The 26480-nt window shown below is 51.5% G+C and carries 24 protein-coding genes and 1 pseudogene; 10 read left to right on the plus strand and 15 right to left on the minus strand.

Annotated elements, in window-relative coordinates:
* Window positions 1–4: 4 nt before the first annotated feature.
* Genes IPL17_RS03555 through IPL17_RS03565 form a run of 3 tightly spaced genes read right to left on the minus strand, consistent with a single transcriptional unit; the run spans window position 5 to window position 4445 of the window.
* On the minus strand, window positions 5–2014 hold the full coding sequence (locus IPL17_RS03555; RefSeq protein ID WP_345305707.1) for an ABC transporter ATP-binding protein: 2010 nt from the start codon (window positions 2012–2014) through the stop codon (window positions 5–7).
* Window positions 2011–3969: an ABC transporter ATP-binding protein gene (locus IPL17_RS03560; RefSeq protein WP_345305708.1), complete on the minus strand. Its 1959-nt coding sequence runs from the start codon at window positions 3967–3969 to the stop codon at window positions 2011–2013. The genes IPL17_RS03555 and IPL17_RS03560 overlap by 4 nt, the downstream gene beginning before the upstream one ends.
* A gap of 17 nt (window positions 3970–3986) precedes the next feature.
* Window positions 3987–4445, minus strand: coding sequence for a MarR family transcriptional regulator (locus IPL17_RS03565; protein ID WP_345305709.1), 459 nt, complete (start codon window positions 4443–4445; stop codon window positions 3987–3989).
* Window positions 4446–5581: 1136 nt separating this feature from the next.
* Between IPL17_RS03565 and IPL17_RS03570 the strand changes: the two genes are divergently transcribed.
* Entirely contained in the window at window positions 5582–6706 is a 1125-nt protein-coding gene (locus tag IPL17_RS03570; protein ID WP_345305710.1) for a toll/interleukin-1 receptor domain-containing protein, read from the plus strand.
* Window positions 6707–6739: 33 nt separating this feature from the next.
* Here IPL17_RS03570 and IPL17_RS03575 read toward each other — a convergent pair whose 3' ends face one another.
* The 11 genes from IPL17_RS03575 to IPL17_RS03625 form a co-directional block, all read right to left on the minus strand.
* A complete protein-coding gene (locus tag IPL17_RS03575) occupies window positions 6740–7540 on the minus strand; it encodes a hypothetical protein (protein WP_345305711.1) in 801 nt (266 codons plus the stop codon).
* Between the two features lie 114 nt (window positions 7541–7654).
* Window positions 7655–8647, minus strand: a complete 993-nt coding sequence (locus IPL17_RS03580) for an alkaline phosphatase family protein (protein WP_345305712.1) — start codon at window positions 8645–8647, stop codon at window positions 7655–7657.
* A gap of 58 nt (window positions 8648–8705) precedes the next feature.
* Window positions 8706–9785, minus strand: coding sequence for an alkaline phosphatase family protein (locus IPL17_RS03585; RefSeq protein ID WP_345305713.1), 1080 nt, complete (start codon window positions 9783–9785; stop codon window positions 8706–8708).
* A gap of 55 nt (window positions 9786–9840) precedes the next feature.
* On the minus strand, window positions 9841–10785 hold the full coding sequence (locus IPL17_RS03590; RefSeq protein WP_345305714.1) for an alkaline phosphatase family protein: 945 nt from the start codon (window positions 10783–10785) through the stop codon (window positions 9841–9843).
* A 91-nt stretch (window positions 10786–10876) separates the two neighbouring features.
* Complete coding sequence (gene hutU, locus IPL17_RS03595) at window positions 10877–12541, minus strand: urocanate hydratase (RefSeq protein ID WP_345305715.1); 1665 nt, start codon at window positions 12539–12541, stop codon at window positions 10877–10879.
* Window positions 12542–12704: 163 nt separating this feature from the next.
* Window positions 12705–13121: an Rrf2 family transcriptional regulator gene (locus tag IPL17_RS03600; RefSeq protein WP_345305716.1), complete on the minus strand. Its 417-nt coding sequence runs from the start codon at window positions 13119–13121 to the stop codon at window positions 12705–12707.
* A gap of 246 nt (window positions 13122–13367) precedes the next feature.
* Window positions 13368–14210 carry a toast rack family protein gene (locus IPL17_RS03605; RefSeq protein WP_345305717.1) on the minus strand — a complete coding sequence of 281 codons (843 nt, stop codon included), beginning with the start codon at window positions 14208–14210 and terminating at the stop codon, window positions 13368–13370.
* A 55-nt stretch (window positions 14211–14265) separates the two neighbouring features.
* On the minus strand, window positions 14266–15687 hold the full coding sequence (gene radA / locus IPL17_RS03610) for a DNA repair protein RadA (RefSeq protein WP_345305718.1): 1422 nt from the start codon (window positions 15685–15687) through the stop codon (window positions 14266–14268).
* Between the two features lie 106 nt (window positions 15688–15793).
* Window positions 15794–16825 (minus strand): homoserine dehydrogenase, encoded by a 1032-nt coding sequence (locus tag IPL17_RS03615; protein WP_345305719.1) that lies wholly within the window; start codon window positions 16823–16825, stop codon window positions 15794–15796.
* A 40-nt stretch (window positions 16826–16865) separates the two neighbouring features.
* Window positions 16866–17576 (minus strand): SCO1664 family protein, encoded by a 711-nt coding sequence (locus tag IPL17_RS03620; RefSeq protein WP_345305720.1) that lies wholly within the window; start codon window positions 17574–17576, stop codon window positions 16866–16868.
* A 57-nt stretch (window positions 17577–17633) separates the two neighbouring features.
* The gene (locus tag IPL17_RS03625) at window positions 17634–18161 is read right to left on the minus strand and encodes a DUF3090 domain-containing protein (protein WP_345305721.1); all 528 of its coding nucleotides are present in this window, start codon (window positions 18159–18161) and stop codon (window positions 17634–17636) included.
* Between the two features lie 150 nt (window positions 18162–18311).
* Here IPL17_RS03625 and IPL17_RS03630 point away from each other — a divergent pair, with 150 nt between their 5' ends.
* Window positions 18312–19997, plus strand: a complete 1686-nt coding sequence (locus IPL17_RS03630; protein WP_345305722.1) for a methylmalonyl-CoA mutase family protein — start codon at window positions 18312–18314, stop codon at window positions 19995–19997.
* Between the two features lie 40 nt (window positions 19998–20037).
* Window positions 20038–20982, plus strand: a complete 945-nt coding sequence (locus IPL17_RS03635; RefSeq protein ID WP_345305723.1) for a GNAT family N-acetyltransferase — start codon at window positions 20038–20040, stop codon at window positions 20980–20982.
* A gap of 7 nt (window positions 20983–20989) precedes the next feature.
* On the opposite strand, the gene IPL17_RS03640 is transcribed toward IPL17_RS03635, so the two are convergent.
* Entirely contained in the window at window positions 20990–22408 is a 1419-nt protein-coding gene (locus tag IPL17_RS03640) for an MFS transporter (protein WP_345305724.1), read from the minus strand.
* 125 nt (window positions 22409–22533) lie between these two features.
* Here IPL17_RS03640 and IPL17_RS03645 point away from each other — a divergent pair, with 125 nt between their 5' ends.
* From IPL17_RS03645 to IPL17_RS03675, 7 genes and pseudogenes are all read left to right on the plus strand, one after another.
* Window positions 22534–23754: a ribonuclease H-like domain-containing protein gene (locus tag IPL17_RS03645; protein WP_345305725.1), complete on the plus strand. Its 1221-nt coding sequence runs from the start codon at window positions 22534–22536 to the stop codon at window positions 23752–23754.
* A gap of 30 nt (window positions 23755–23784) precedes the next feature.
* A complete protein-coding gene (locus tag IPL17_RS03650; protein WP_345305726.1) occupies window positions 23785–24201 on the plus strand; it encodes an STAS domain-containing protein in 417 nt (138 codons plus the stop codon).
* A gap of 97 nt (window positions 24202–24298) precedes the next feature.
* A complete protein-coding gene (locus IPL17_RS03655) occupies window positions 24299–24466 on the plus strand; it encodes a hypothetical protein (protein WP_345305727.1) in 168 nt (55 codons plus the stop codon).
* Between the two features lie 14 nt (window positions 24467–24480).
* Window positions 24481–24768 (plus strand): annotated as a pseudogene (locus IPL17_RS03660) (rhodanese-like domain-containing protein); the annotation flags it as partial.
* Window positions 24769–24782: 14 nt separating this feature from the next.
* Window positions 24783–24959, plus strand: coding sequence for a hypothetical protein (locus IPL17_RS03665; RefSeq protein ID WP_345305728.1), 177 nt, complete (start codon window positions 24783–24785; stop codon window positions 24957–24959).
* 136 nt (window positions 24960–25095) lie between these two features.
* The gene (locus IPL17_RS03670) at window positions 25096–25518 is read left to right on the plus strand and encodes a Fur family transcriptional regulator (RefSeq protein WP_345305729.1); all 423 of its coding nucleotides are present in this window, start codon (window positions 25096–25098) and stop codon (window positions 25516–25518) included.
* Between the two features lie 42 nt (window positions 25519–25560).
* Window positions 25561–26466, plus strand: a complete 906-nt coding sequence (locus tag IPL17_RS03675) for a metal ABC transporter substrate-binding protein (RefSeq protein WP_345305730.1) — start codon at window positions 25561–25563, stop codon at window positions 26464–26466.
* The last annotated feature ends 14 nt before the right edge of the window (window positions 26467–26480 follow it).

A 26480-nucleotide genomic window follows, 5' to 3' on the forward strand; every position in this document is an offset into this window, starting at 1 on the left:
CACATTACGAGGTTGCGACTTCCACTTCTTCCTGCTTTTTGAATTGACTCATATACAGGTCGTAATAGAAGCCTTGTTTGTTCAGCAATTCATCATGTTTGCCGCGTTCAATGATCTGTCCATCTTTCAGAACGAGAATCATATCCGCATTGCGGATGGTGGATAGGCGGTGTGCGATGACGAAGGATGTGCGGCTTTGGAGCAGCGCGTCAAATGCTTTTTGGATGAGACGCTCGGTTCGTGTGTCCACACTGGAAGTTGCTTCGTCGAGAATGAGGACTCTCGGGTCTGCAAGTGCGGCGCGCGCGATCGAAAGCAGCTGCCTCTGTCCCTGAGAAAGACCCGAGCCGCGCTCGCCGAGTACTGTCTGATATTTTTCAGGCAGGCGTTCGATGAACGAATCAGCGTTGGCAAGTTTTGCAGCGGCGAAGACTTCTTCGTCGGTTGCGTCGGGGCGGCCAAAGCGGATGTTGTCCATGACGGAGGCGCTGAACAGGAATGTATCCTGAAGCACAATGCCCACTTGCTTGCGGATCGATTCGGCGGTGACATCGCGCACATCCACGCCGTCTATCTTGACCGAGCCGTGCGTTACATCGTAGAAGCGCGGTAGTAAGTTGATGATGGTGGTCTTGCCCGCACCCGTTGGGCCGACGATGGCGATGGTTTGCCCAGGTTCTGCGGAGAAAGAAACTTCCTTCAACACAGGCACGCCGTCTTCATATTCATGGCTGACTTCGATGAACTCAACTTTGCCTTTGATCTCAGGCATCGCCTTTGCACCGGGCTTATCAACCACGGCAGGCTTTTCGTCGAGAATTGTAAAGATACGTTCCGCGCCTGCGATCGCGTTTTGGATGTTCGTCCATAACACGGCGATCTGTTGAATGGGCTGGTTGAAGCGCTGCACATAAGCGAGGAAGGTAATGACCAAACCAAGTGTGACGGTCGTGCCGAAAAGCAGGTCACCTGTCAGCAAGTACCAGCCGCCGACGCCGGTGACGATGGCTAGGCCGATATAGGAAAAAGCTTCCAGTGTTGGGGCAAGCGCAGAGGTGTAAGCCACAGCGCGGACATTCGCATCACGATTGGCAGCGTTGACTTCCTTGAACTGCTCAATGTTTTCATCTGCGCGGTTGAAGGCTTGCACTTCGCGGACTGAGGAAATGGTTTCTTGTAATTCAGCGTTGACATTGCCGATCTCTTCGCGGCTCTTGCGGAAGGCTTTACGCGCCTGCCCTGAGAACCAGATCGTGGCGATGAACATCAACGGCGAGACAGCCAATGAAAGCAAAGCGAACGGCAGGCTGGCGGTGATCATGTTATAGGCCACCCATACCAACAGGAGAATTCCGCTGAATACGTTGACGAGCGCAAATGAAAATGCCTGTTCAATCGCGGATGTATCATTCGTGATACGGCTCATCAGGTCACCAGCTTCATGCTCGGAGTAGTAACTAAGCGAGAGTGTGTGTAGCTTCTCGAACACTTCCACGCGCAGGGAGCGCAGAACGTGCTGCCCAGTCCATGCCATGGCGAAGAAGGTCATACCAGTCAGGACCGCGCCAATTACATACAATGCAATCACGATCAGGATCAGGCGGAACATGCCTGTGATGCGTTCTTCATTCGTGGCCGTTGCAAGATCGGGAGTGGTGTATCCGCCGAGATGATAGGCTTTGTAGACGATCTGCTTCGAATACGATAACGTGGATGGGTCTTCGGTTGTCCCAAGCCAACAGGAGGAAACTGCTTTTTGGTCTGAAGCAGTTGGCGGGGCGAGTTGAGCGAAGGCACTGCTTCCAGCGGGTACGAGGAAACAATCCGTGGCCTGTCCCATTAATTCCGGAGAGGTCACTTGAGTCCAGGTGGAGATGACAACGAAGACCACCGCCAAAACGATCATGTACCAGAATTGGCCGAAATATCTACCGAGGCGACCGAGCGTTTCGCTCAGGTTACGCGGCTTCATTGTTTCTTGATTGAGAAAACCACCAGCGCGGCCGTGCATCATAATGCCACCTCCGCTACCGCATCATTTTGATGCGAAAGGATTTGTGAGTTATAAATTTCAGCATAGATCGGTTCTTCTTCCATGAGTTGAGCGTGTTTGCCTTGTGCCACAACTTCACCTTTTTCCAGCACAAGAATTTTATCGGCGTTCATCACGGTGCTGATGCGCTGTGCGATGACGAAGGATGTGCGGCCTTTCATAAGAGTTTCAAGCGCTTCCTGAATATGCGACTCGGTGGCGACATCCACACTGGAGGTTGAGTCGTCGAGGATCAGAATGCGCGGGTCGAGTAATAGCGCGCGAGCGATGGCAACGCGTTGTTTTTGTCCGCCGCTGAGAGTTGTTCCGCGTTCACCGACGTGTGTGTTGTATCCATCGGGGAAGGACATGATGAAATCATGTGCGGCTGCGGCTTTTGCGGCGGCTTCTATTTCTTCGTGCGTGGCTTCGGGTTTACCAAATGCGATGTTCTCGCTGATCGTACCGCTGAACAGAGTTGTCTCTTGAAGCACGATGCCGATCTGCGAACGAAGCGAGTCGAGCGTGACATCGCGCAGGTCATGACCGTCAATGGTGATCCCGCCTTCGGTTGGGTCATAGAAGCGCGGCAATAAGTTGATGATGCTGGTCTTGCCAGAGCCTGTCGCGCCGAGCAATGCGACCGTCTCACCCGATTTAACTTCAAATGAAACATTCTTAAGAACGGGGTCACCGCCGCCGACATAGCGGAAGGTGACGTTCTCGAATTTCACATCACCTTTCACGGCGGGCAGTTTCGATGCATTGGGCTTGTCGACGATGTCACTCTTGGCATCCAGAATTTCAAAGATGCGGTCAGCGGACGCGGCGGCCTGTCCCATTTGCGTGACGATCATACCGAACATCATGATGGGGAAGAACAGGTACATCAAGTAAAGAGAGAATTCCTGCCATGCGCCGATGCTCAATGTGCCGAGGATAATTTGCTTGCCGCCCACATAAAGGATCGCGGCCTGTCCGAGGTTGGCAATTAAGAAAACCAGCGGGAACAGGAACGTGAACAAACGATTAACCGCGATGGCTTGATTCATCGTGTCATCTGCGGCAGTGCGGAACTTGGTCTGCTGTTCCTTCTCGCGCGTGAAAGCCTTGATCACTTTTACGCCCGCGAGGTTTTCCTGCAAGACCGTGTTCAGGGTTGAAAGTTTTATCTGCACTTTCGCGAACAAGGGTTGGCTGAGTCCGGCAAACACACCGAACAGAACGATCGCAATTGGCAGGATCGGCATGGCAGTCCACGCCAATGAAACATTCGACGAGAACAGAATGATGACCGTGCCCGACAACAAGATCACTGCGCCAACAAGTTGCAGCAAACCCTGCCCAATGAACAAGCGCACCTTCTCAACATCATCCGTCGCGCGGATCATCAACTGACCCGTTTGATTCTTATCGTGATACGCGAACGACAAATTCTGGATCTTGGCATACAGGTCGTTGCGCAGATCATACGCGACCGACTGCGAATTCTTCTCCGCCCAATACGCTTGCAGGAAGGAGAACAGTCCGCGCAGAAGGGCGAATCCGACGATCGCGACAAGAGCAGTGATCAGGGCGCGGGGTGCGTTTCCCAAATCCGCTTCAAGCGTGACCTTGAGCTGGTCCAGCGTTAAAGCAGGATCATACTTTAGGGCTTCGAGAATCTTCGGCAGCACCGTGCTGACAAATGCAGCGGGGATCTTATCCAACGCCTGCAAGACCTGGTCGGCGAGGAATCCGCTGGTGACCGCATCGATCACATTACGGATCATACGCGGCACAGCCAATTGTGAGAGCGTGGCGATCACGAGAAAGATATACGGCAAAATAGCCTGGCTCTTGTAATGGGTCAGGTATTTGACGGCGCGGCCAATACCTTTAAAGGATGTTTTTTGGCGCTTTGCGCGGGGTGGATTTTGGGTTGCGGTTGCTTGCATATGGTTCCTTTTTCGACTTACGATTTTGGATTTACGATTTCCATTTCCTTGGCGGCTTTCGTTAACAGGGTCAACGCTTCGCTGACCTTCTTTTGATCTTCGGCGCTCAAGGTATCTGCCAGATCATCCATCCAGCGATAACGTTCTTCGATGCCCTGCTGGATGAGTTCCGAACCTTTGATGCTCAAGGTCAACAGTTTGGCGCGGCGATCACTGGGATCTTCGGCCCGTTCGAGGTGACCCGACTGCACGAGCTTATCCACCAGTTGACTGGCGGCAGCCGCGGAAATATCAAACCGTTCGCTGACCTCAGACATGCCGCACGGGCCTTTGTGATGCAGCTGCATCAGGATGCTGAATTGCGGCATGGAAAGCCCCGTGCTTTTGGCAAAGTGATTCCATCCGCTCATGGAGCGGTGCATAAAGGCGTCCATCCAGGCACGCAGGGTTTGGGAAAACTGGAGTTTGTCGGTCATAGTTAAGCCTTCTTTTTAGTTAAGCAGACTAAACTATATACGCGAGTTAAGTATTGGTCAAGCCAAATGAGATAAGAGAAGTATTAGAGAATTAAACGAAAAAGTGACAGTCCCGCTCGCGAGGTGACTGTCACTTGGTTTCCTGAAAGTGTGTCTGATAGGCTAAATCTCGCAAAGCAGATAAGATTGCTCGATCAAATAATTAACGGTGTCCAATCAGACAGATGGAGGTTTGTTTCTGGCACCAGTCAATGTCAATTTGAAAATCTCGTCTTAGGATGTCCAACCCACATGGAATATCAAAGCCACTTCGCCTGCTGATCTCGTACCGTCCCGTCTTCCAACAGGCATGTTAATCGTTCAGGTTGGGCTTTTCTTGATATCACTATCATCATTGAGAAGATTTTCCTGCTATCTTCAAAAGAGGTTTCGCTTTCCCACCGCCAGCCGATAAGCCAGCAATGCATTCAGGTTTACCGATTCACTCAGGGCGCGGATTTCTTTTGCGGTCATTTCATTTCCCACATCCACAAAGAGAATATTTATCTAAAACTAGCAAGTCTCCCCGACTTAAAATAGGCCATAACTTGCGGCCCCACTGCGATTAAAAGAACATTCATCTTCAAAACTTCTAAATCAATCTCGGATATGCCCAGCATCAATGCCACTGAATTTCCCCACTGTCCCGTGGGGAAAGGGCAAAATCGCCTTTATGATCTACCAACCAGTCCAAATAAAACAAACATCTTGAAATGATCCATTTCCACTTCCTTTATATTCAATGATTACAGGCGTCCCATCTTGGCTCAATCTGCAAGGTATCAATGGTCCCTTGAAATCTTGACCCGCTGAACTCAGATGGCACAAAAGGCCCCGAGCGTTGTCATTCCAAATTTGCGTTCAAACAATTCTTGATGATCTTTTCGTTCTTGAACGAAAAAGGTTTATATTCCCAAGTCTTTGTCGTTTCTTCTTACATGTTTCTCCGCCAGCTTTAAAAGTTATATTTTGAATCGGTTTTTTTTTGACTTTTTTTTTTGGATTATACCTCGCGAAGTAATAGCCAAACTTTGAACTATCACTAAATTTCCCACAAAACCCGCGTTTGGATGTAAGATACTATCCATTGGGACGCCATGCAAAAAGTTTTCATCAGCTATTCACGCAAGGATATGGAATTTGTCCGCAAACTCGCCGGGGATATTGAGAAGGCGGGCTACGATGTCTGGTGGGATATCACCGACCTGCGCGGCGGCGACGATTGGGTCCGCAGCCTGCCCGCCGCCATTGAGGCGAGTCAATTCTTTATTATCGTACTCACGCCCAACTCCACTGAATCTGAATGGGTGCAGAAGGAATATACCCAGGCATTAACTCTGCACAAGAAGATCATCCCTCTTATGTTAGAGGCTTGCAATGTGCCCTTCGCGCTGAACACGATCAACTATGTTAATTTCTTAAGTGGGGAATACGCTGATAACTTTAAAAATCTTTTGTCCGCACTGGGGTATACAGGAAAGCCGCCTGTTGTTACTCCCTTTGAAAGAGCAACCGCCATCCTGCCGTCCAAATTTCGCAAATATGTCCTTCCTTCGATCCTCGCACTCATAGTTCTTCTTATCGCTGCGTTAATCTTTTTCCCCAAACCTGTAACACCACCTTCCACCCCCACCCCGTCTGCAACGCCAACCGATATTTCCACAACCAACATGTCCATTTCCACTCTCACATCCACATCTATTTTCACACCAACCGCGAGCGCTACCAGCACGCCCTCCATAACAGTGGCAATTACAACCACCGAAATAAAACCATCCTTCACACCCTCCGCCACAAAACTGCCTTTTGATACCCTGACCTATTGTGTCAATTCGCTGTATGCCTACGCCATTAATGTACGCTCAGGGCCTGGCACAACGTACGCGGTCCTTGGAGAACCCCTGCGGCTGAGAGAATGCCTGTCCTTCCGCGCAGTGAACGAAAATGAAACATGGCTTCTGATCGCCCCCGATCAGGAAGTCCCATCCCACCAGCAATACGAAGGCGGATGGATCTTTCGTGAATTGCTCGGCTTGGGACTGGTCGGCCCGATCGATCTGCCGGCCGTTACCCTGACAGCCACCCCCACGCCATCCCAAACTCCAACGCCATCAGATACGCCTACCATCACGCCATCCCCCACATTGAGGCCAACCGAAACCCCATCGCCCACTGAAACAGCAGTCGACACCCCACAACCGACCAATGCTCCTGTGCCATAAAAAAAATGGAAGTCTCAGAGACTTCCGTTTTTTTTATCTTACCCGTGTAATATTGACGCATTTTGGAACACGGCTGGGGGGAGTGTATGCGCATCCGAACTGATACGTATTCTCAAACCGAAAAATGATCAACGACTCGGTCACACCGAACTCGGACAACGGCCTTGTCACAGGCAGGCTGTCCACGTCACTGCTCCATTCAAGAGTGTAGGGACCTTTTGCATAGGTGGAAAAACCGTCCACGTCAATGAGCGGTGCGGGCAGGTCTGTCCCATTTTCAACGGCGGATATTCCTTCCAGCAGCAGGCTATTCCCATCCTGTAATGCCAGACGAGCCTCCGGAGCAAGCATCGAAAACCTGCCGCCGATGACAGCCAGCACAATCAGGATCAACAACGCGAGGAAGGGACGCCCCGCTCTGCCGCTCGAGATGGATGCTGCCCGATCGAAATTATTCAACACCCAGCGCAAAAACAAAGTCAGCGGCAGGTAAATGATCAGGCGCGGCAGGAAGGTGAACAAAAATAGAAAGAACGAGGTCACACCTTCTGACACGCCTGAATTAAGATAAGCCTGTATGGAACTCAGGGTGACAATGAAAAGGGACCCACCCAGCAAACCCCAGAAAGATTCTTCATCCCATGCCACGAGCATTCCCAGAAGGCTCATGGCGGTCATGGTCAGTACGATGGTAGTCACACGTCCCAGTGGCAGCTCAAACAGCGGCACCCCGGGCAGCATCCACGAATTGATGTATTCCGAAGTGATCGCGAAGGGTATGCCGAAGACTAGACCGATCATAAATCCATAAATTCGACGTTTACGGTCGCTCATTTTAAAACTCCAAAGTTAGTGATAAAGAAATTGAGATTAATTATAGTACTGGTTTTCCCGGCCAATAAGAAGCGCAGACAGGATCATCATGGCTTTTGTGAAATCATCAAAACCTTAACATCCAAATGTCCTAAATGGAGGAATAGGCAAACCGAAGGCTTCGAATACGGGCACACCATCCCACTCCGCCGGCAGGGGCAATCCCAGCACGAAGGCGGCGGTGGCAGCGGTATCCATGGTATGGACTTGCGTACCCAATTGACCTGGGTACACACGCGGTCCGCTGATGATCCACGGGATGGTCATATCTTCGGGGGCATCGGTTCCATGAGATGAGTCGTGCCCGCCATGATCTGAGGTGACAATGATGATCGTATCTTCATACATGCCGCGGTCTTTTAATGCATCAAGCAGCACGCCAAATGTCTTATCATCTTTTGTATAAGCCTTCAATTGTTCGCGCGACATCCAGCCTTCTTCATGCCCCGCCAGATCACCGTTTGGGAAATGCACAAGCATGAGATTGAAACCGACCTTGATCTGCTCCAGGGCAAGCCTTTCAATACTGGTGAAATCGTCGATCTTGTCGGTCTCATCCACGAAGGCAAAAAAGTCCGTGCTGGGCGGCTCGGTGACCTGACGCAGTTTTTCCTTGCCGACCACCATCGCGGTTTGAAGTCCTGCTCCATGCACCAGATCAAAAACATCGGTGCCGCGCGCATACCCATTTTGAGGCACATATTCATTCCAGCGCACAATATGTTTCGCGGGGCACATCCCTGTCAGCATAGAGGCATGAGCGGGCAGGGTGGAACTGGGCATGATGGTCTGTGCATTAAGGGTATACGCTCCGCTTTGCATGAGCGCCATCACATTGACCATGTTGGCTTGAGCAATCGCATCTGGACGTAATCCGTCAAAGCTGACGATCAACACACGCGAGATCGCCGGGGTGGGCGTGAATGTTAATGTGGGAGAAGGGGTCTCGGTGGCGGGCGGCGGCGTACCGCTTGGGACAAGAGTCACAACGAGGGGCGGAGCAACTGTCGGCGGCGTAGGTGAAGCGAATGACCCGCACGACTGCAAAAAAACAATAAAGAGAGTCAAAAGCCAGTTACGAAAAACAGGTTTCAGGGTGTTTCTCCAAAAAAGAATTTACCCCGGGTCAATGGTCATTCCATTGATGGCAGGGCCATTGAACGCTTTCCGGATGGATTTTAAGTCTTGGTTCTCCGAAAGCTTCGTAAACAGGAATGCCATCCCAATCAGCTTGTTGGGGAAAGCCTAATCCGTAAGCCACTGTGGCGGCTGTATCCATGGTATGCAATAGCGCAGTGATTTCACCGGGAACGATCTCCGGCCCGGACGCGATCCAGGGAATACGATAGTCTTCAAGGACGGTGCCGACATGGTTTTTGTCATGACCGCCGTGGTCGGCGGTGACGATGATCAGCGTGCTGTCACGCAAGCCGTTCTCATCAAGCGCGGATAATATTTGCCCAAGGGCTTCATCGCCCTCGCGCAGGACTTTGAATTGCGGGTCAGACATCCAGGCATATTTATGTCCGCGCAGGTCAGCGCCCGCAAAGTGAACGAACATTAATCCAAATCCCCTGTCGATCTGCGCAACCGCCTCTCTGGCGACAGCGGGTTCACCATAACGGACTTCGAAAACATCGGTTGTTTCAGGCTCCGCCAGCTGTCTCAATTTGTCCTTGCTGACCACCATAACAGTCCGCATGCCGGCCGCGTGTGCCAGATCAAAAATATCCACGCCTTTGGAATATCCCATATACATAAAATACTTGTCATAGACTACGCCATTTTTCGCCATGCACAAGCCTGAAAGCATTGCCGCATGACTGGGCAACGTGGAGGGATAAGCAATCGTGATCGCGCTGGTCAATGTATACGCGCTGGTCTTGATTAACTCCAGAAGGTTGTTCATGGGCGCGGCGGCGATTGCGTCAGGGCGCATACCATCGTAGCTGATAATGAGAGCGCGTTCAATTCCAACCGGCAACGGTGTGATTGTCGGCGTGGGCTCAATCGTCGCAGCGAACGGGGCGGTGGAGGATGGTGGAAGAACGAAGACTGTCGGGGACGGGGTGAAGGGCGCTGTTTGAGTCGGCCGCGGAGCCGACGATGCCGCAGGAATCGCGGCAGGCGCGGCGCCCCAAAGGTTGGGGGCCTGGGCGCAGCCTGCCAATAGCAGGCAAAAAAATACCACCTTGCAGATTTTCATTCGGATTTTTACTAAAAATTATTAGGCCAGATACTCAAAATCATTTTGCTGATTTTCAATTCCACTCATGACAGGGCCATTGCACACTTTCAGGATGGATTTCCAACCTGGGCAGCCCAAAGGCTTCATATACAGGAATGCCATCCCAATCGTCTTGCTGCGGAAATCCTAATCCGTAAGCTACCGTGGCGGCCGTGTCCATTATATGGATCCGCGCGGTGATCTCGCCAGGAACGATCTCCGGTCCAGATACGATCCACGGGATGCGGAAATCTTCAATCTTGGTGCCGTCATGATTGTTGTCGTGCCCACCATGGTCAGCAGTGACGATGATCATAGTGGATTCGCGCAAACCACTTTCATCGAGCGCCGCTACTATCTTTCCCAAAGCTTCGTCCCCGTTCCGAAGCATAATCAAATACGATCCACCCATCCAGTCATATTTGTGTCCGACCTGGTCTGCAGACGGGAAATGCACGAACATCAACCCAAATCCCTGGGCAATCTGCTCAACTGCCGCGGCGCCGACAGTAGCTTCATCATGCCGAATTTCAAAAACATCTGTTGTTTCAGGTTCGGCAAGTTCTCTTAATTTATCCTTGCCCACGATCATCACCGTTCTCATTCCAGCCGCGTGTGCAAGATCAAAAATATCCACACCCTGGGAATATCCCATATATTTAAAATACCGGTTATAGAAGATACCATTCTTCGCTGTACACAACCCTGAAAGCATCGCAGCATGGCTGGGCAGTGTTGAAGGATATGCGATCGTGATGGCGGTCGTCAGGTTGTACGCGCTGGAATTCATCAACTCAAGCAGATTATTCATTGGCGCAGCCGCGATCGCGTCTGTTCGCATGCCATCAAAACTAAGGATGATCACACGTTCGATCTTTGGCGCGGGCGTGGGTGTTATCGTTGGAGGAATGATTTCCGTGGCGGGAATCGGTGTATTGGTGTAGGCAGGAACAGGCGTCGCTGTTTGGGCAGGCGGCAAAACAGCAACTACCGCAGGAGACGACGGAGAGGCCGCCTGCCAGGGGCTGGATGCTGTTAAAAATAAACATAGAAATAAAATAAAAATTTTTTCAATTGGTGGATTCCTTTAGCATTGGCATTTTCAACCCGTGGCGTTTTGCGGCGTCAATGGCGATTTGATATCCGGCATCCGCATGTCGCGCCACGCCCATGCCAGGATCTGTTGTAAGGACTCTTTCCAGTCTGCGGGCTGCTTCCGGGGTGCCATCCGCCACAATCACCTGTCCTGCGTGCTGACTATACCCCATCCCCACGCCGCCGCCGTGATGGAACGAGACCCAGGTGGCGCCGCCGACAGCGTTGATCAGCGCGTTGAGTATCGCCCAGTCTGAAATGGCATCCGAGCCGTCTTTCATCGCTTCAGTTTCACGGTTCGGCGATGCAACGGAACCCGAGTCTAGATGATCGCGCCCGATGACAATGGGGGCTTTAACTTTTCCGCTTGCGACCAATTCATTGAACATCAATCCAGCCTTGGCGCGTTCGCCATATCCCAGCCAGCAGATACGAGAGGGCAATCCCTGGAACGGAACTTTCTCGCGCGCCATTTTCATCCAGCGATGCAAATGTGCATCGTCAGGGAATAACTCCATAATTGCCTTATCTGTGGTGTAAATATCTTCCGGGTCGCCTGAAAGCGCCACCCAGCGGAACGGTCCCTTGCCTTCGCAGAACAGCGGACGGATATAGGCAGGCACGAAACCGGGGAATTCAAAGGCGTCGCTCACGCCATGATTGAAAGCCTGCTGACGCAAATTATTACCGTAATCAAAAACTTCCGCGCCCGCGCGTTGGAAATTCAGCATGGCTTTTACGTGTGTAGACATGGAATCCATGGCCATTTTCTTATATTTTTCAGGGTCCGACTCGCGCAGTTGATTGGCGGCCGTGATACTTAATCCAGACGGCACGTAAAATAACGCTTCATGTGCAGAGGTTTGGTCTGTGACCACGTCCGGAATCACACCGCGCGCAAAGAGTTCGCTGTATACATCTGCGGCATTCCCAATAAGGCCAATGGATTTTGGAATTTGCTTTTCCTTGAATTCTTCCACGAGGGTCATCGCTTCTTCGAGATTATCCACGACCATGTCAATATATCCGATCGCGCGGCGGCGTTCGGCTCGCTCGGGGTCAACTTCAACGACCAGTCCCACACCTTCGTTCATGGTAATGGACAAAGGCTGTGCGCCGCCCATTCCACCAAGGCCGGCAGTTAAAACAAATTTGCCTTTCAGCGAATCCCAGCCTTTGAGTTTTGCAAGCGCGCCAAAGGTCTCGTAAGTTCCCTGCAAAATCCCCTGTGTGCCGATGTAGATCCACGAGCCGGCTGTCATCTGGCCGTACATGATGAGTCCCTTTTTATCGAGCTCGTCGAATTTCTCCCAGGTCGCCCAATGCGGCACGATGTTCGAATTCGCGATCAATACTTTTGGCGCATCCTTATGGCTCTTGAAGACAATGACTGGCTTGCCTGATTGCACAAGCAAGGTCTCGTCTTCTTCAAGATTCTTAAGCGATTCAAGGATGGCGTCAAATGATTCCCAGTTGCGCGCAGCTTTTCCGCGTCCGCCATAAACAACCAGGTCTTCGGGCTTCTCTGCCACTTCAGGATCAAGATTATTCTGGATCATTCGATACGCGGCTTCAGACAGCCAATTCTTGCAGGTCAATTGTGTACCGCGCGGTGCGCGAACTACGCGAGATGTGGACATCGAATACGCTCCTTATGAATTAAGTGAGTTATCATGAGGAATTTTTTTAACTCTGCAATAAGGACTCAACTGCACGATGCCCATCAGGAGATAAGCGATCGGGTGAGTAACAAAAAAGCCTCCCGACTATTATAGCCGAGAGGCTTCATTGAATTCATTAAGATTATGATAAAGAGGCCTGTCCCTTTAATATCATATCTGCAAAGTTCGTGCCTTTCAAGCGGCCGACCAATTCCTCCTGAGCTTCACACCAGATCGGGCGCAATGGACAATCATCATCAAAGGAACAGGTGCCGTTGTCGCCAACGCACTCATTAAGTTGGATCGGACCATCTATCGCCTCGACCACTTCAAGCAAGGTAATATCTTTTGCCGCGCGGGCAAGAGTGACGCCGCCACGCGCGCCGCGGGAAGTATGTAACAACCCGGCAATGGACAATTGAGAAACGATCTTGGCAAGGAAGGACGGCGGAATGTGTTGTTCCTCCGCGATCATACTTGTAGCTGTGCGCTGGTCCACATTGCGGGCCAGATGAAGCACCGCTCGAACAGCATAATCTGCTTGACGTGTAATTTGCATACTAACCTCTCTTAAAACAGGTAAACTTTACCGACTATAACGATTTTATTGTGCAATTCATTACAATGCAAGTGATGGAGGTCATGGATAAATTATGACCTTTTGCTCCGAATTCTAAAGGCCAAAATACGATGAAAGCGCATCATGCGCAACTGATTCGGGCTTCTGGCTCAAACATATCCTTGCCTATTGCTGGTTCAAAAAAGTCCCGCATCGGTTTTCGATGCGGGACTTTTCATAAAACTTCTATTTGGTCAGCGTCACATTGCCAGCGCCGATGTTGATCACAAACGTCAGCATCGGGCCTTCTCCTGCTTGTTTGTATATCTTCCCATTCTGCTCCCAGCCCGAACCGGCATTGACGTTCGAGGCTCCGCTGTCCACTGTGACAATGGCGTTCACACCTTCCGGCACGACGATGATCATATTGCTCAATCCGCTTGAAATGGTGATCGAGGCATCCCGTTGAAGCTCACCGGAAAAATCCAGTGTGTAATCACCTGCGCCGGATGAGAAATCCATCAGGGAGAAATTGGCATTCGCAAGGCCGCTCATCTTCACGTTGGATGCACCCGTCCCATATTCAAAGATGGACATCTCAGCCAAATTGGGTTGCGAAAAAGAGAGTTCAACATCCGCCGCGCCGTCTTTGATGGACAGGTTGTTGAGTGCCAATCCGCCGAGTTCAAAAACCCCTTCGTATGCGCCGGCTTCAATGCTCAAATCCATGGGGGTAGTGCCCAGTTTAAGATCCCATATATTCTTGAGATCCTTAAACGATGGGAATACGTTGAAATTCACTTCGCTCATCCCGACTTGAACATTACTTCCGTCTGTTTTGATAACAGGCTTGAACGCGGAATAATTATAGGTTGCCGTGCCATCCACAAGTTGACTTGAACCGGGAGCCAGGGTAAGCTCACCAGCGCCGAACGCGAGTTTAAGATTCACCTGATCGCTATCGGGAGCTGGCACAGACATATTTTCGGTAACTTCAGGCTCGGGAGCGGGGGCTTTGGGCAATTCAAATCCACAAGCCATACTGGCTAATGCCAATGCAAGAAATGCTGAAATAAGTTTGGTGTTCATAATAAGAAATCTCCTTCTGGCAAATATACGCTCTGAAGGTGGATATGGTTGCAGGCTATTCAGGCTTTTTTACTCGAACAGGTTCAGGCAATTTCAATGCCGCGTGTAATGCCTGATCCAGTGACCTGACTTCGATGATCTCGATTCCTTTGGGATATGCCTCGCCCTGGCGGATGGCTTTCGGCACGATCGCAACTTTGAAACCCAGTTTCTGCGCCTCACGTAAACGCGCCACCATCTGACCCGGCATACGCAGTTCACCAGCCAGCCCGATCTCGCCGATGAGTACCGCTTCGGCACGGACAGGCACATCCTTCCAGGAAGATGCGATCGCTGCCGCAATCGCAAGGTCAGCTGCGGGTTCGTCAATTTGAATGCCGCCAACCACGTTGACAAAGACATCCTGCTCCGAAAGTTTTAATCCAACACGGCGGGTCAAGACCGCCGAGATCAACAGCAAACGATTAAAGTCAATCCCATTGGGGGTACGGCGGGCATTCCCGAATTGGGTTGGAGAAGTCAGCCCCTGAATTTCAACCAGTATCGGCCTTGTGCCTTCCATTGTTACTGCAATGGTCGAGCCAGCCGCATTGACCAGCCGCTCCGCAAGGAATGCTTCGGATGGATTGGTTACTTCCACCAGTCCGCCTTCGCGCATTTCAAACACGCCCACTTCTGCGGTCGCGCCAAAACGATTCTTTACCGAGCGTAATAAACGATAGGCCTGGAACCTGTCGCCTTCCAAATACAAGACCGTATCCACGATATGCTCCAGCACACGCGGGCCGGCAATATTGCCTTCCTTGGTCACATGCCCGATTAGGAACACAGATACGCCCGAGGATTTCGCCAACTCGCGCAAATGTGACGCGCACTCGCGCACCTGCGAAACCGAGCCGGCCGACGAATCCAATTCGGATAAATAAACCGTCTGGATCGAGTCAACGATCAGCAGATCAGGTTTGAGTTCGCTGACGTGGTTCAGGATCACTTCAAGATTCGTTTCCGTCACCAGTAAAAGATTTTTCGGTAATTCCTTCTTGCCATTCAACAAACGCACCGCGCGCATTTTGATCTGCCGTTCAGACTCTTCGCCGGAAACATACAGCACACGCTGTGAGTTCGCCATCTCCATCGCCATTTGCAGCATCAGCGTGGATTTGCCAATGCCCGGGTCCCCGCCGATCAAGACAATGGAACCGAGTACGATCCCCCCGCCGAGCACGCGCGAAAACTCGCCGATCGGCAGGTGAACGCGATCTTCCGCATCTCCCCCGACCTCGGAAATGGGGCGCGGAACCGAACGGCCGCTCAGCCCGCGCACATTTGACGGTCCTTTGTTGACGGGTTCTTCATGGATGACTTCTTCCACCATGCTGTTGAACGAAGAACACTGCGGACACTTGCCCATATAGGAAGCGGACACGCGGCCGCATTGCTGACAGACATACCGGGTATGAGTTTTTGTTTTTGCCATAGGATTCTCGGAATAAAAAAATGAGCGGCTCGATTAGCCGCTCAAAGTATAACAGAATTTATGTTCTGTTTTTATTATCGCTCGCAATGACGAGATAGTTTTTATTTCACCGCGTGCTCACAAAATCCGCAAAGAGACCATAAGCCGTTTCAACGGGGCCGCCCTTCATGCCGGGCTTTTCTGAAAGCGTGATCGAGTAATCAAGAATCACATCCGTTCTAAAGGTGATACCTGTGCTGGAATTCATCATGCCGTATAAGGGAGAAGTTGAGTCGACCAATTGAGGAGAAACGCTGGCAGTCACTTTATCGCCAATCTTTTCAGCGGAGCAGACCAATTTATAGCGTTTGCCTTCCGCTTTGGCTTTGGCGATCATTTGCGGGGTGATGCCGCGAATGCCCGTGGGATTCACCTGCTGCGGGGTCATGGGCGTATCCATCAACACAGTGACCAGCGCCGCGACCTTGATCGCCGCATCCCAGCCGTCCACATCGTTGGTGGGATCGGTCTCTGCCAGGCCGATGGATTGCGCGTACTTGACCGCATCCTCATACGCTTCGCCATTTTCCATAAGAGTGAGGATGACATTGGTGGTGGCGTTGAAAATGCCTTTGATCGAAATCAGTTCAGCAAGAGGAAAAGCCTCGCGGAAGACAGAGAAAACAGGCGCGCCGCCCAGAACCGTCGATTCAAAGCCAAAGCGTTTGCCCTTGGATCTGGCGAGCGCAGTCAACTCACGATAACCGTGAACCACGGGTCCTTTGTTGGCGGTGATGGCGTGCATGTTCAAATCAAATGCCCGGCGGATGTGATCCAAAGCAGGCTGGCCTGTTTGCGTGTTAACCGGAGAATTCTCGAACATAACGTTGGCTTGTGAGTTATTGATCACGGCCAAAGAATCCTTCACGTCCATGGATGAAAGGGATGAGATGGATTGTCCACCCTCTACGAGACCCAATGCTTTCTGAATATCAAGTCCATCGGGATTTACAGCAAAGCCATGACTGCCCGTGGCGATGCCCGTGAATGAGAATGTGACATCGTGTTGACTCTTGAGCAAATCCTGTTTGCGGATCAATAATCGGGCGAGCGAACGGGCAACATTACCGAAACCAATGAGTGCGAGTTTGTAGTGCATGAGTTCTCCGTTTTATGTTGGGGCGGATCGCGATCCGCCCTTACAGTGGTGGATATGGGAAAGCGCGGCGGTCACGCGGGGCTTGTGGAAAGATGCGCGATGTTAGCAATCTGTGCGCGCGGTTCTGCAGGGCGACCACTTCAGTCAGACTGAGATAATTTGCAAAGAGGGCCGACCAGCCGTCGGCTTGGGAAAGAGGCGCAAGCAATTCATCGGGGATCGCCTGCCCGGCAAAATCCCATATTACTGTCCGCAATTTATTTTCTTCGTGGAAACAAACACCGTGATCAATAGCGTACAGTTTGTGGGTTTCATTCTCAAAAAAGACATGGCTGCCTTTACGGTCTGCATTGTTGATAAGTATGTCAAAAAGCATGACAGGCTTAAGCAGGTTTTTATCTTCCACAGTGAAATTAAAGTAATGATATTCGATATCGTAATTAATGTATTGTTGCAGCGAGCCGCGCCCATGCGGACCATCCTCGCGCATAATTGTGACCGGAACAATATGAAGACCGAGCTGCTCGCTTAACAGGTAAGCCGCGACCTCGCGCTGCGCGAGTGTATTTTCGGGGAAATCCCAAAGCGGCTGTTCGCCCTTGCAAGGCTTGTAAACGGCCTGATAGGTTTCGCCCTCATACTCAACATCCACAAGGAATGTGTAATTACTGCCGAGCATGAACTGGCCTTTCAGATCATATGTACCTAAAGCAAGTGCTGATTTAATTGTGTCGTGAGCGGGAGAGTTCATAGTGAGTCGAAAGGGAAAAGTCAAAAGTCAGACCTTCGACTTTCGACCTTTGACTTATTAAGCCAGGTGCCCGTTCTTCTTGGGGCAAAAATGTCCATCCGCTTCCATCGGCTGACCACACTGCACACAAACAGGTCGTCCGCGGCCGGCGACATCTGCGCCCCAGCGCGCCATTTTGCGGACCTGGCCTCGGCTTGCCCAAAAACGGATCTGCGCGGCGGAGTCAGGATCTTCTTCTTCGGTCAGTAATTCCTTGGTGAAGACCACCACACGGTCACGGTCTTTATCGTAGGCAAGTCCGATCTCGCCGGCGCGGAAGAGCGGATCAACCGGCGGGTGGATGCGCATATGTTCCTCGGAGAAATCTCCGGAGGCTTCTTCAAGATTGGGATTTTGCTGGCTGATCTGTGAAAGGAATTGTTCGATACCGATGGCAAGCGATTGTAATTGCGCCTTTTCGATCAACACGGTGATCGTACGTTCATCCTGATAGGCTTGAAGATAAAAAACACGCTGTCCCGGAGCGCCAATGGCGTCCGCGGTAATGTGGTCACATGGGTCTACATCAATTTCGAAACGGGGCATAGGAATCCTGCAGTTGTATTCGCAGGGGCGACCCTTCATGATTTTCAAACAGACTTGATTTCACCGGGCGGGTCGCCCTTACATAATTTTTCGTAGTATACCAGACAACCCCTCATGTATAATTCGTACACCTCACCAAAGGAGAGTGCCATGTACGATAAAAAAATGCTCGATGAATTACAAGGCTTGCTTGATACGTGGGATAAGACATCTTTGCAAAAAGCGCTGGCGCAGCTGCCTGAGCGCAACGCTCCGCGTGATTTCATTACAACTTCATCTGAACCCATAAACAGACTCTACACCCCGCAGGACATCGCTGAACTGGATTACGCATCCGACCTCGGCCTGCCGGGCGAATACCCCTACACACGCGGAGTCCACCCGACTCTGCACCGCAGCAAACTGTGGACGATGAGAATGTTCGCGGGCTTCGGCACTGCGGAGGAAACCAACAAGCGCTTCAAATACTTGCTGGAGCAGGGTCAAACAGGATTGAGCATTGCCTTCGATTTGGCCACTTTAATGGGCTACGATACCGACCAGCCAGAGGCGTTGGGCGAATTCGGCAAATGCGGCGTGGCGATCTCATCCTTGAAGGATATGGAAATTTTGCTTGAAGGCATTCCACTGGAAAAAGTCTCTTCGAGCATGACCATCAACTCACCCGCCGCGATCATCTGGGCCATGTATCTCGCCGCCGCCGAAAAGCAGGGACTGCGCCTCGATCAATTACGCGGCACGACACAGAACGATATTCTTAAAGAGTTCATCGCGCAAAAGGAATTCATCTTCCCGCCGCATCCTTCCATGCGGTTGGTCGTGGACACAATGGAATTCGGCGCGCAAAAAGTTCCGCAGTGGAACACGATCTCGATCAGCGGGTATCACATCCGCGAGGCCGGCTCGACCGCCGCGCAGGAATTGGCGTTCACTCTGGCGGATGGATTGGAATATGTCCGCTGGGGCATTGCGCGCGGCATGGATGTGGATGACTTCGCGCCGCGCCTGTCGTTCTTCTTCAACGCGCACAATGATTTCTTCGAAGAGATCGCCAAGTACCGCGCCGCGCGCCGCATTTGGGCGCGTGAAATGCGCGAGACATTCAAGGCGAAGAATCCGCGCTCGTGGCTGATGCGTTTCCATACCCAAACGGCGGGAGTTTCATTAACCGCCCAGCAGCCTGAGAATAATGTCGTCAGAGTTGCAATTCAGGCGCTCGCGGCTGTTTTAGGCGGGACCCAATCCCTGCACACCAACTCCATGGATGAAGCCCTGGCTTTGCCCTCCGAACATTCCGTGACCATCGCCCTGCGCACGCAGCAGATCATCGCGGAGGAATCCGGCGTGACCAATACGGTTGACCCGCTGGGCGGCAGTTTCTTCGTCGAAGCGCAGACCAATCGGATAGAAAAACAGACTTACGATTACTTCCGCAGGATCGAGGAATTGGGCGGCGTGATTCCGTCCATCGAAAAAGGATTCTTCCAGGGTGAGATCGCGGACGCGGCCTATCGCTACCAGCGCGAGATCGATAAGGGCATCCGCAAGATCGTGGGCGTCAACGCCTATGCTGAAGACAAGCCTTTCACCATCCCCATCCTTAAGATGGACCCGAACGGCTACACCCGCCAGATCTCACGACTGAACAATATCCGCAAGACGCGCGACAGCGGACGCGTCGGCCAGACATTGGACAGACTGCGCATCGCCTGTTTGGGCACGGAGAACACCATGCCTTACATTATGGAGTGTGTTCATGCGTATGCCACGCTGGGCGAGATCGTAGGCGTGATGAAGGAAACTTTTGGCGAGTATGAAGAGCTGGCAGTGATCTAAACTCTGGTTACGCAACGGCATTAATGGATCAAAGAATTTCATGAAAAACATACAAATACGCCCGGCCGAGCCGGGACGGGATTTCGGTCAACTCGCGGAGTGGTACTCCATCCTCGAAAATAATACGTTATCGGAACAGTACCTAATTGACTATTATGAAAAGCGGCGGGAACAGATCATCCAAAGAGTCGCTGAAGGTCCAGAAGGAGAACTGCTTGGATTCTATTGGGCACAGCGCAGAAGCGCAGATTTAACGAATGTTGATCTTTTCGTTAAATCAGAAAAGCGCAGACAAAGTGTGGGAACCCGCTTATATGAGGATTTGGAGCGGTCTGCCCGAGAGGCTCAGATAAAAAAACTGCAAGTCAGTTTTCCCGACACAAATTTAGACAGCCGGGCATTCTCGGAATACTGCGGCTTCAGCGAAAAATGGCATCTCATTCAGATGAGATTAAACCTGGATACTTTCGATGACGGTCCTTATGACGCGGTCATAGACAGGCTTAAGCAGGAGGGATTTATATTTACATCCATGCAGGAACTGGGGAACACGGAGGAAGCCCAGCGCAAGCTGTATGCCCTGAATGATAAAACGGATCTTGACACGCCCGGCCATGACGGCGAACATAACTGGGATTCGTTTGACGATTTTCAGAAAAGAGTATGTCAAACGGATTGGTATAAACCGGGCGGACAGATGATCGTAATTGACTCGGTCAGCGGTGATTGGGCGGCGCTGAGCGCAATTACCCGTTACGGGGACCACGCCTATAACCTGCACACCGGCGTGGACGGGCGCTACCGCGGGCGAAAACTGGCGCAGGCAGTGAAGGTGCTGGCCCTGCGCTACGCGCGGGATGAGTTGAAGGTAACCACAGTTCATACCGATCACAACACCATGAATCATCCCATGATCGCCATTGACCGCAAATTTGGTTACGTTGAATTTTCGGGAAGTTTCGTCATGAAGAAGAACCTTGAATGACGGATATTTATTTCGCGGCTTTTTCCCTGCGCCGTATCAACAACTTTTGTATGCGCGCATACTTCTCACGCGAAAGCGGATACGACCATGCCAGCACGATCGTGCCTGCCAGGATAATGACCCCTAAAAATGAAACCATCAAGCGAATGGCGGTCAACGCGGAATCAGGCTGGGTGAACTGGATGACTCCATCCGGCGGGCTTTGATAACCGGACCAGCCAAGCATTTGCAGGGTCAGGAAAATGATCAGCGCGCCGGTCAACTTGCGGATCAGCGTGCGGATGCCGTAGTAGACCCCCTCCTGCCGGCGGCGTGTGCGCAGTTCATCCCATTCGATCACATCCGGCAAAATGGAATCGGGCAATATATAAGCGGCTGAAACACCCACCCCAGCCAAAGCCGCGAGGATCAACAGGTAGGTGGTATTGCCCTGCGGAATGGTAAATATCAGGCTTTGAATAATGATCCAGAAGATCATTCCAAGAATATAAGCTTCCCGTTTATTCCGTGTACGCGCCAGCCACAACCAGAAGGGGACGCATAGAATACACACAAACATTAGAACGCCAAAAAAGGCCGACTCAAGCGCAAGGTCAATGCCAAGGATATTGATCTTCGCCAGCAGATTCCCTTTTGCCACCCAATACAAAAGGAAGTATGGGAAGGTGATCGCGATCATATCCACTGCAGACCAGTTGAACATGTAAATTCCCGCCGCGTATCGAAAAGGAATATTCTGCCATGCAACCCGTAACGTCTCACGGAATGGCAATGCCTCCGGCAGTTCTTCCGGCGCAAACCTTTCACGCACGAACCAGCCGATCAGAAAAAGCGGAAGCGACCCCAAACCGCCAAAGACCGCGCCCGCCAGCATGAATCCCTGCTGCTGCGAACCGCCCATTTCGATCACCTTGTCCACGATCATGGGCGCGGTGATCACAACGGTCATCGCGGCCAGCAATTGGAAGACCGTGCGAAAACTGGAAAGCGAGGTGCGCTCATCGTAGTCCTGAGTCAGCTCGGGGGTTAGGGAAAGATACGGCACAGCCACAAGCGTCGTCAATGTGTCTGAGATCATAAAAGCCAGCGTCACATAAGTCAGCAAAGCGATCTGACTCTCCCAATTGGGCGCAGACCACAGAATCACAAAACTTAATCCAAAGGGAAATGCGAACCACAAAAGGAAAGGCCGTCTTCGTCCCCAACGCGTTTGCATTCGGTCGCTGATCACGCCGATGATGGGATCGTTGATCGCATCCCAGACGATGCCCACCAGCGCGCCAAGGGATGCGAGGCGCGGCTCAATGCCCACCACGTCTGTGAGATATAGCGCGTAAAAAATGGAACGCATCATACCGATGCTCGATAATCCCCAGTCACCGGAACCGTATAAAAGTTTTAACCAAAATGGAAGTTTTTTTGACATACCGATAATTTCTCTATGAATAATTCGCGCAAGTGTAGCACGGAATATGCCATTGCGAAAAAGTCGTTGCGAGAGCGATCTCCCCGAAGCAATCTCGAATTATTCATATGAGATAAAATACCCTCATGCCTTCTCTATCAGATAAGCTCAAATCGCTCGGCGTGAAGACGGGCACTTCGCATCTCGCGCCGCCTCAACCTGTTCGCCACACAATAGACACTGTCGTGGCTGGGAGTTTTCTCTCCACCCCGCGCGGAGAGGCGTTCGTCTCCGAACAGATATTTGATGAAGGCTACCTGCACGGGACGGTATCGCATCTCTCTACATTCCCGCTGTCATTAATATCTCAATGGGCAAACGACCCGCGCATCGCGGACCTGCCGATCCATAAATTCGCATTTCTCGATACAGAAACTTCCGGCATGGCCGGTGGAACAGGCACGTATGCCTTTCTGGTCGGCGCGGCGCGCTTTGTGGACGGCAAATTCACCTTGCAGCAATTCTTTTTACGCGACCCGTCTGAAGAGCCAGCCATGCTCGAAGCCTTGATCAACTTCCTCGCGCCATGCGAAGGACTGGTCACATTCAACGGAAAATCTTTCGACGCACCTTTGCTGGCCACACGCTATTCACTGCACCGGATCCCTGTTCCATTTAAAAATTACGCGCATATTGACCTGCTTCCGCTTGCGCGGCGTTTGTGGCGTGACAGACTCCCTTCGCGCGCGTTGAAATATCTCGAAGAACATGTGCTTGGTTTTACACGCACCTCCGATGAAGTGCCGGGCTACGAGATCCCCTGGCTGTATTTTGATTATTTGCGCAGCGGCGATGCCCGTCCGCTGGGCGGCGTGTTCTACCACAACGCGATGGATGTGGTCGCGATGGCCGCGCTGCTCAGCCATGTCAGTGAGTTACTTGCCGACCCGTACAGCGGCCGCGTGGAGCATGGACTCGATTTCGTCGCGCTCGGAAAATTATATGAAGACCTCGGCCACTGGGATGAAGCCGCCCGTCTCTTCGAGCGTGGACTCGAGATCGGGTTGACCGAATCAGATTTCGGCGTGGCGGTGAAGCGTTTGTCCATCCTGCAAAAAAAACGCGGGGATGTGAGCCGGGCATTGAAATTGTGGGAAGAGGCGGCGCAGAAAGGTCATATCTATGCTCATATTGAGCTGGCAAAATATTATGAACATAAAATGCGCAACGCCAAGACAGCGATCCAATGGGCGAAGTCGGCGCGCATGGAAGTTGAACATGCCGACCTGCCGGCATACATTAGAAAACATTGGCTGACCGAGATCGATCATCGGCTGGCACGCCTTGAGCGCAAAGCGGGCGTATAATAGCCATCAATCTCAAAAAGGAGCATACAAATGGAAATTACTGTTTCACAGGAACAAGGCCGCGTGCCCGTTACGATCATCGGCCTTGCCGGCCATTTGGATGGCCAGTCGTATCAAAGTTTGATCCAGAAAGCGCGTGAGGTTTTTGAGGCTGGTTCAAAACATTTATTATTGGATCTTGCCGAGTTGAAATATATCTCCAGCGCAGGTTTGGTTTCTTTGAACACGATCGCTTTGATGATCCGCGGCGAAGCGCTGCCCGACCTTGAACAGGGTTGGTCCACGCTCAAATCCATGGACCGCTCCGGCAGGGGCGGCGACGCGCCGCAGATCAATTTGAAACTGCTCAACCCCCAGCCTGAGATCGTCAATGTTTTGGAAATGGTTGGCTTCTCGGCGTTCTTTGATGTGTATACAGATAAAAAGACTGCCGTTGATTCGTTTTAGGAAATCTTATGCAGTGGGTTACAGCGGTGCATTGATCTTGCAGTCGAAAACCTGTTGATCACAGATGGATCCTGGAAATATAATAATGTGAGGAACTATGTCTCGAAGAAAAAATAGAAACATCAACACCCGCAGCGGACTCTCCGCTTTGCTGCGCCGCCCGTCCATGCAGTTGGCAATGCTGGCTTTCGTGGCATTCATCATCTGTCATCTTTTTGATCGGCAGGCGGGGGCGGCAAGACCGCAGCACTTTCAGCCGAAGTAAACGCAGATGCTGCCTACCAGATGGTTCAGGATGGGGCCTTCATGCTGGATGTGCGCACGCAGGAGGAGTGGGACGAATATCACGCGCCAATGGCCACGCTTATTCCGCTGGATCAATTACAGACACGCCTGAACGAATTGCCAAAGGATAAGGAAGTTCTGGTGGTTTGCCGCTCTGGCAACCGCAGCCAAGAAGGACGTGACATCCTGCTTGCGGCGGGCTTCAACGCCACCAGCATGGCCGGCGGCATGAAGGATTGGTATTCCAAAGGCTTTCCCGTTGAAGGCGCACCCGCGCAATAAAAAGGAGACCCAGCATGTGTATCATCTGCGCAAGTATTCCCGCTGTCGCGGCTGTGGGAGCAAAAGTTAGTGCCAGCCAGCTTGGACAGCCCGAAGAAAAACGAAAACCGATCGGCAGGATCACAGGCATCATCATCGGATTATTAACCATCTCGTCTGTGATTTATCATACATTGCGCTGGCGCGAATAAATCTGGCCTCGGCAGGGATCAACGTTGACAAAAAAAGTTCATCATCAGATGGACTTTTTTGATTCCGCAGATTGACTCGCTGGCTTCCCTGCTTTATACTTATTGAAAATGATTTTCATTTACAAAAAGAGCCTATATGACCGCTGAGCTTTGGTTGACCCAATTACATGAGAACGGATACCGCCTGACAGATGCGCGTCGGGCAGTGGTTGAGACCGTCGAAAGATCCGCGCGTGCACTTACACCCGTAGAAGTCTATGATATGGCGCGCAGGAAATATCGTGCCCTTGGATTGGTCACCGTATATCGCACACTCGAAAAACTTGAAGAGCTGCATCTCATTCAACGCGTACATCAGCCGATGGGATGTCAGGCTTTTATCTCAGCAGGTCATGGACACCAACATTTATTACTTTGCCAAAACTGCGGTCAAGTCGAATTCTTCGAGGGCGATGACCTGGACAGATTGATAAAAGCGATCGCCCAAAAGACAGGCTATCAGATCAACGAGCACTGGCTGCAGCTTTTCGGCTTGTGCACAAACTGCCGCACTATTTAATTCAATCCCCCACCAATGGTGGGGAGAAATATAGGATTTCAAATGAAAAAGATTTTCAATTCCATTACTGAATTAACCATCCTAACGCTTCTTTTCTTTACTGCCTGCGGGTCAACCGCAAAAAGTGATGACAACGCCTTGAGAGTTCTCGCCTCAACCACCTTCCTGGCAGATATCACTCAGAATATCGCAGGCTCCCGCGCGCAGGTGGATTCCGTGCTTCCGGTTGGCGCAGACCCGCACGCTTATCAGGCTGCGCCCGCAGACGTGGCGAAGATCGCAGAAAGTGATTTGCTCATCTTAAATGGCTTGGAGTATGAGCATTTCATTGAACCGTTACTCGAAAATGCCGGAGGGGAGAGACTGATCATTGAGGCCACAGCAGGTCTCAGTCCAAGAGAAGATGCGGGGAACGAGCATGGAGTCGACCCGCATATGTGGCTGGACCCGATCCTTGTCATCACCTATGTCGAAAATATCCGAGATGGATTGATCCAGGTCGATGCAGAAGGTGCGGGAACATACACAGCCAACGCGGACGCATATATTACACAGCTCAAGGAACTTGACGCTTGGATCATCGAACAGGTGAACAGCATCCCGACTGAGCGTCGTTTACTGGTGACCAATCACGAGGCGGTTGGATACTTTGCCGAGCGGTATGGGTTTGAAGTTGTCGGTGCGATCATCCCCAGCCTGAGTACGGACGCAGGAACTTCTGCCAGAGAATTGGCCGCGTTGATCGAACAGATAAAAACCGCGGATGCACCCGCGATCTTTCTTGGCGAAGTTGAAAACCCTGACCTTGCGCATCAAATCGCCGAAGAGACCAATGTTAAAGTTGTTGACAACCTGCATCTTGAGTCGCTCACTGTCGGCTCGCCCGCCGCGACCTATATTGACATGATGAAACACAATGTTAATCAAATCGTGGAGGCTTTGAAGTAAGATTGGAAAGATCC

The sequence above is a fragment of the Candidatus Villigracilis saccharophilus genome, assembly GCF_016711665.1.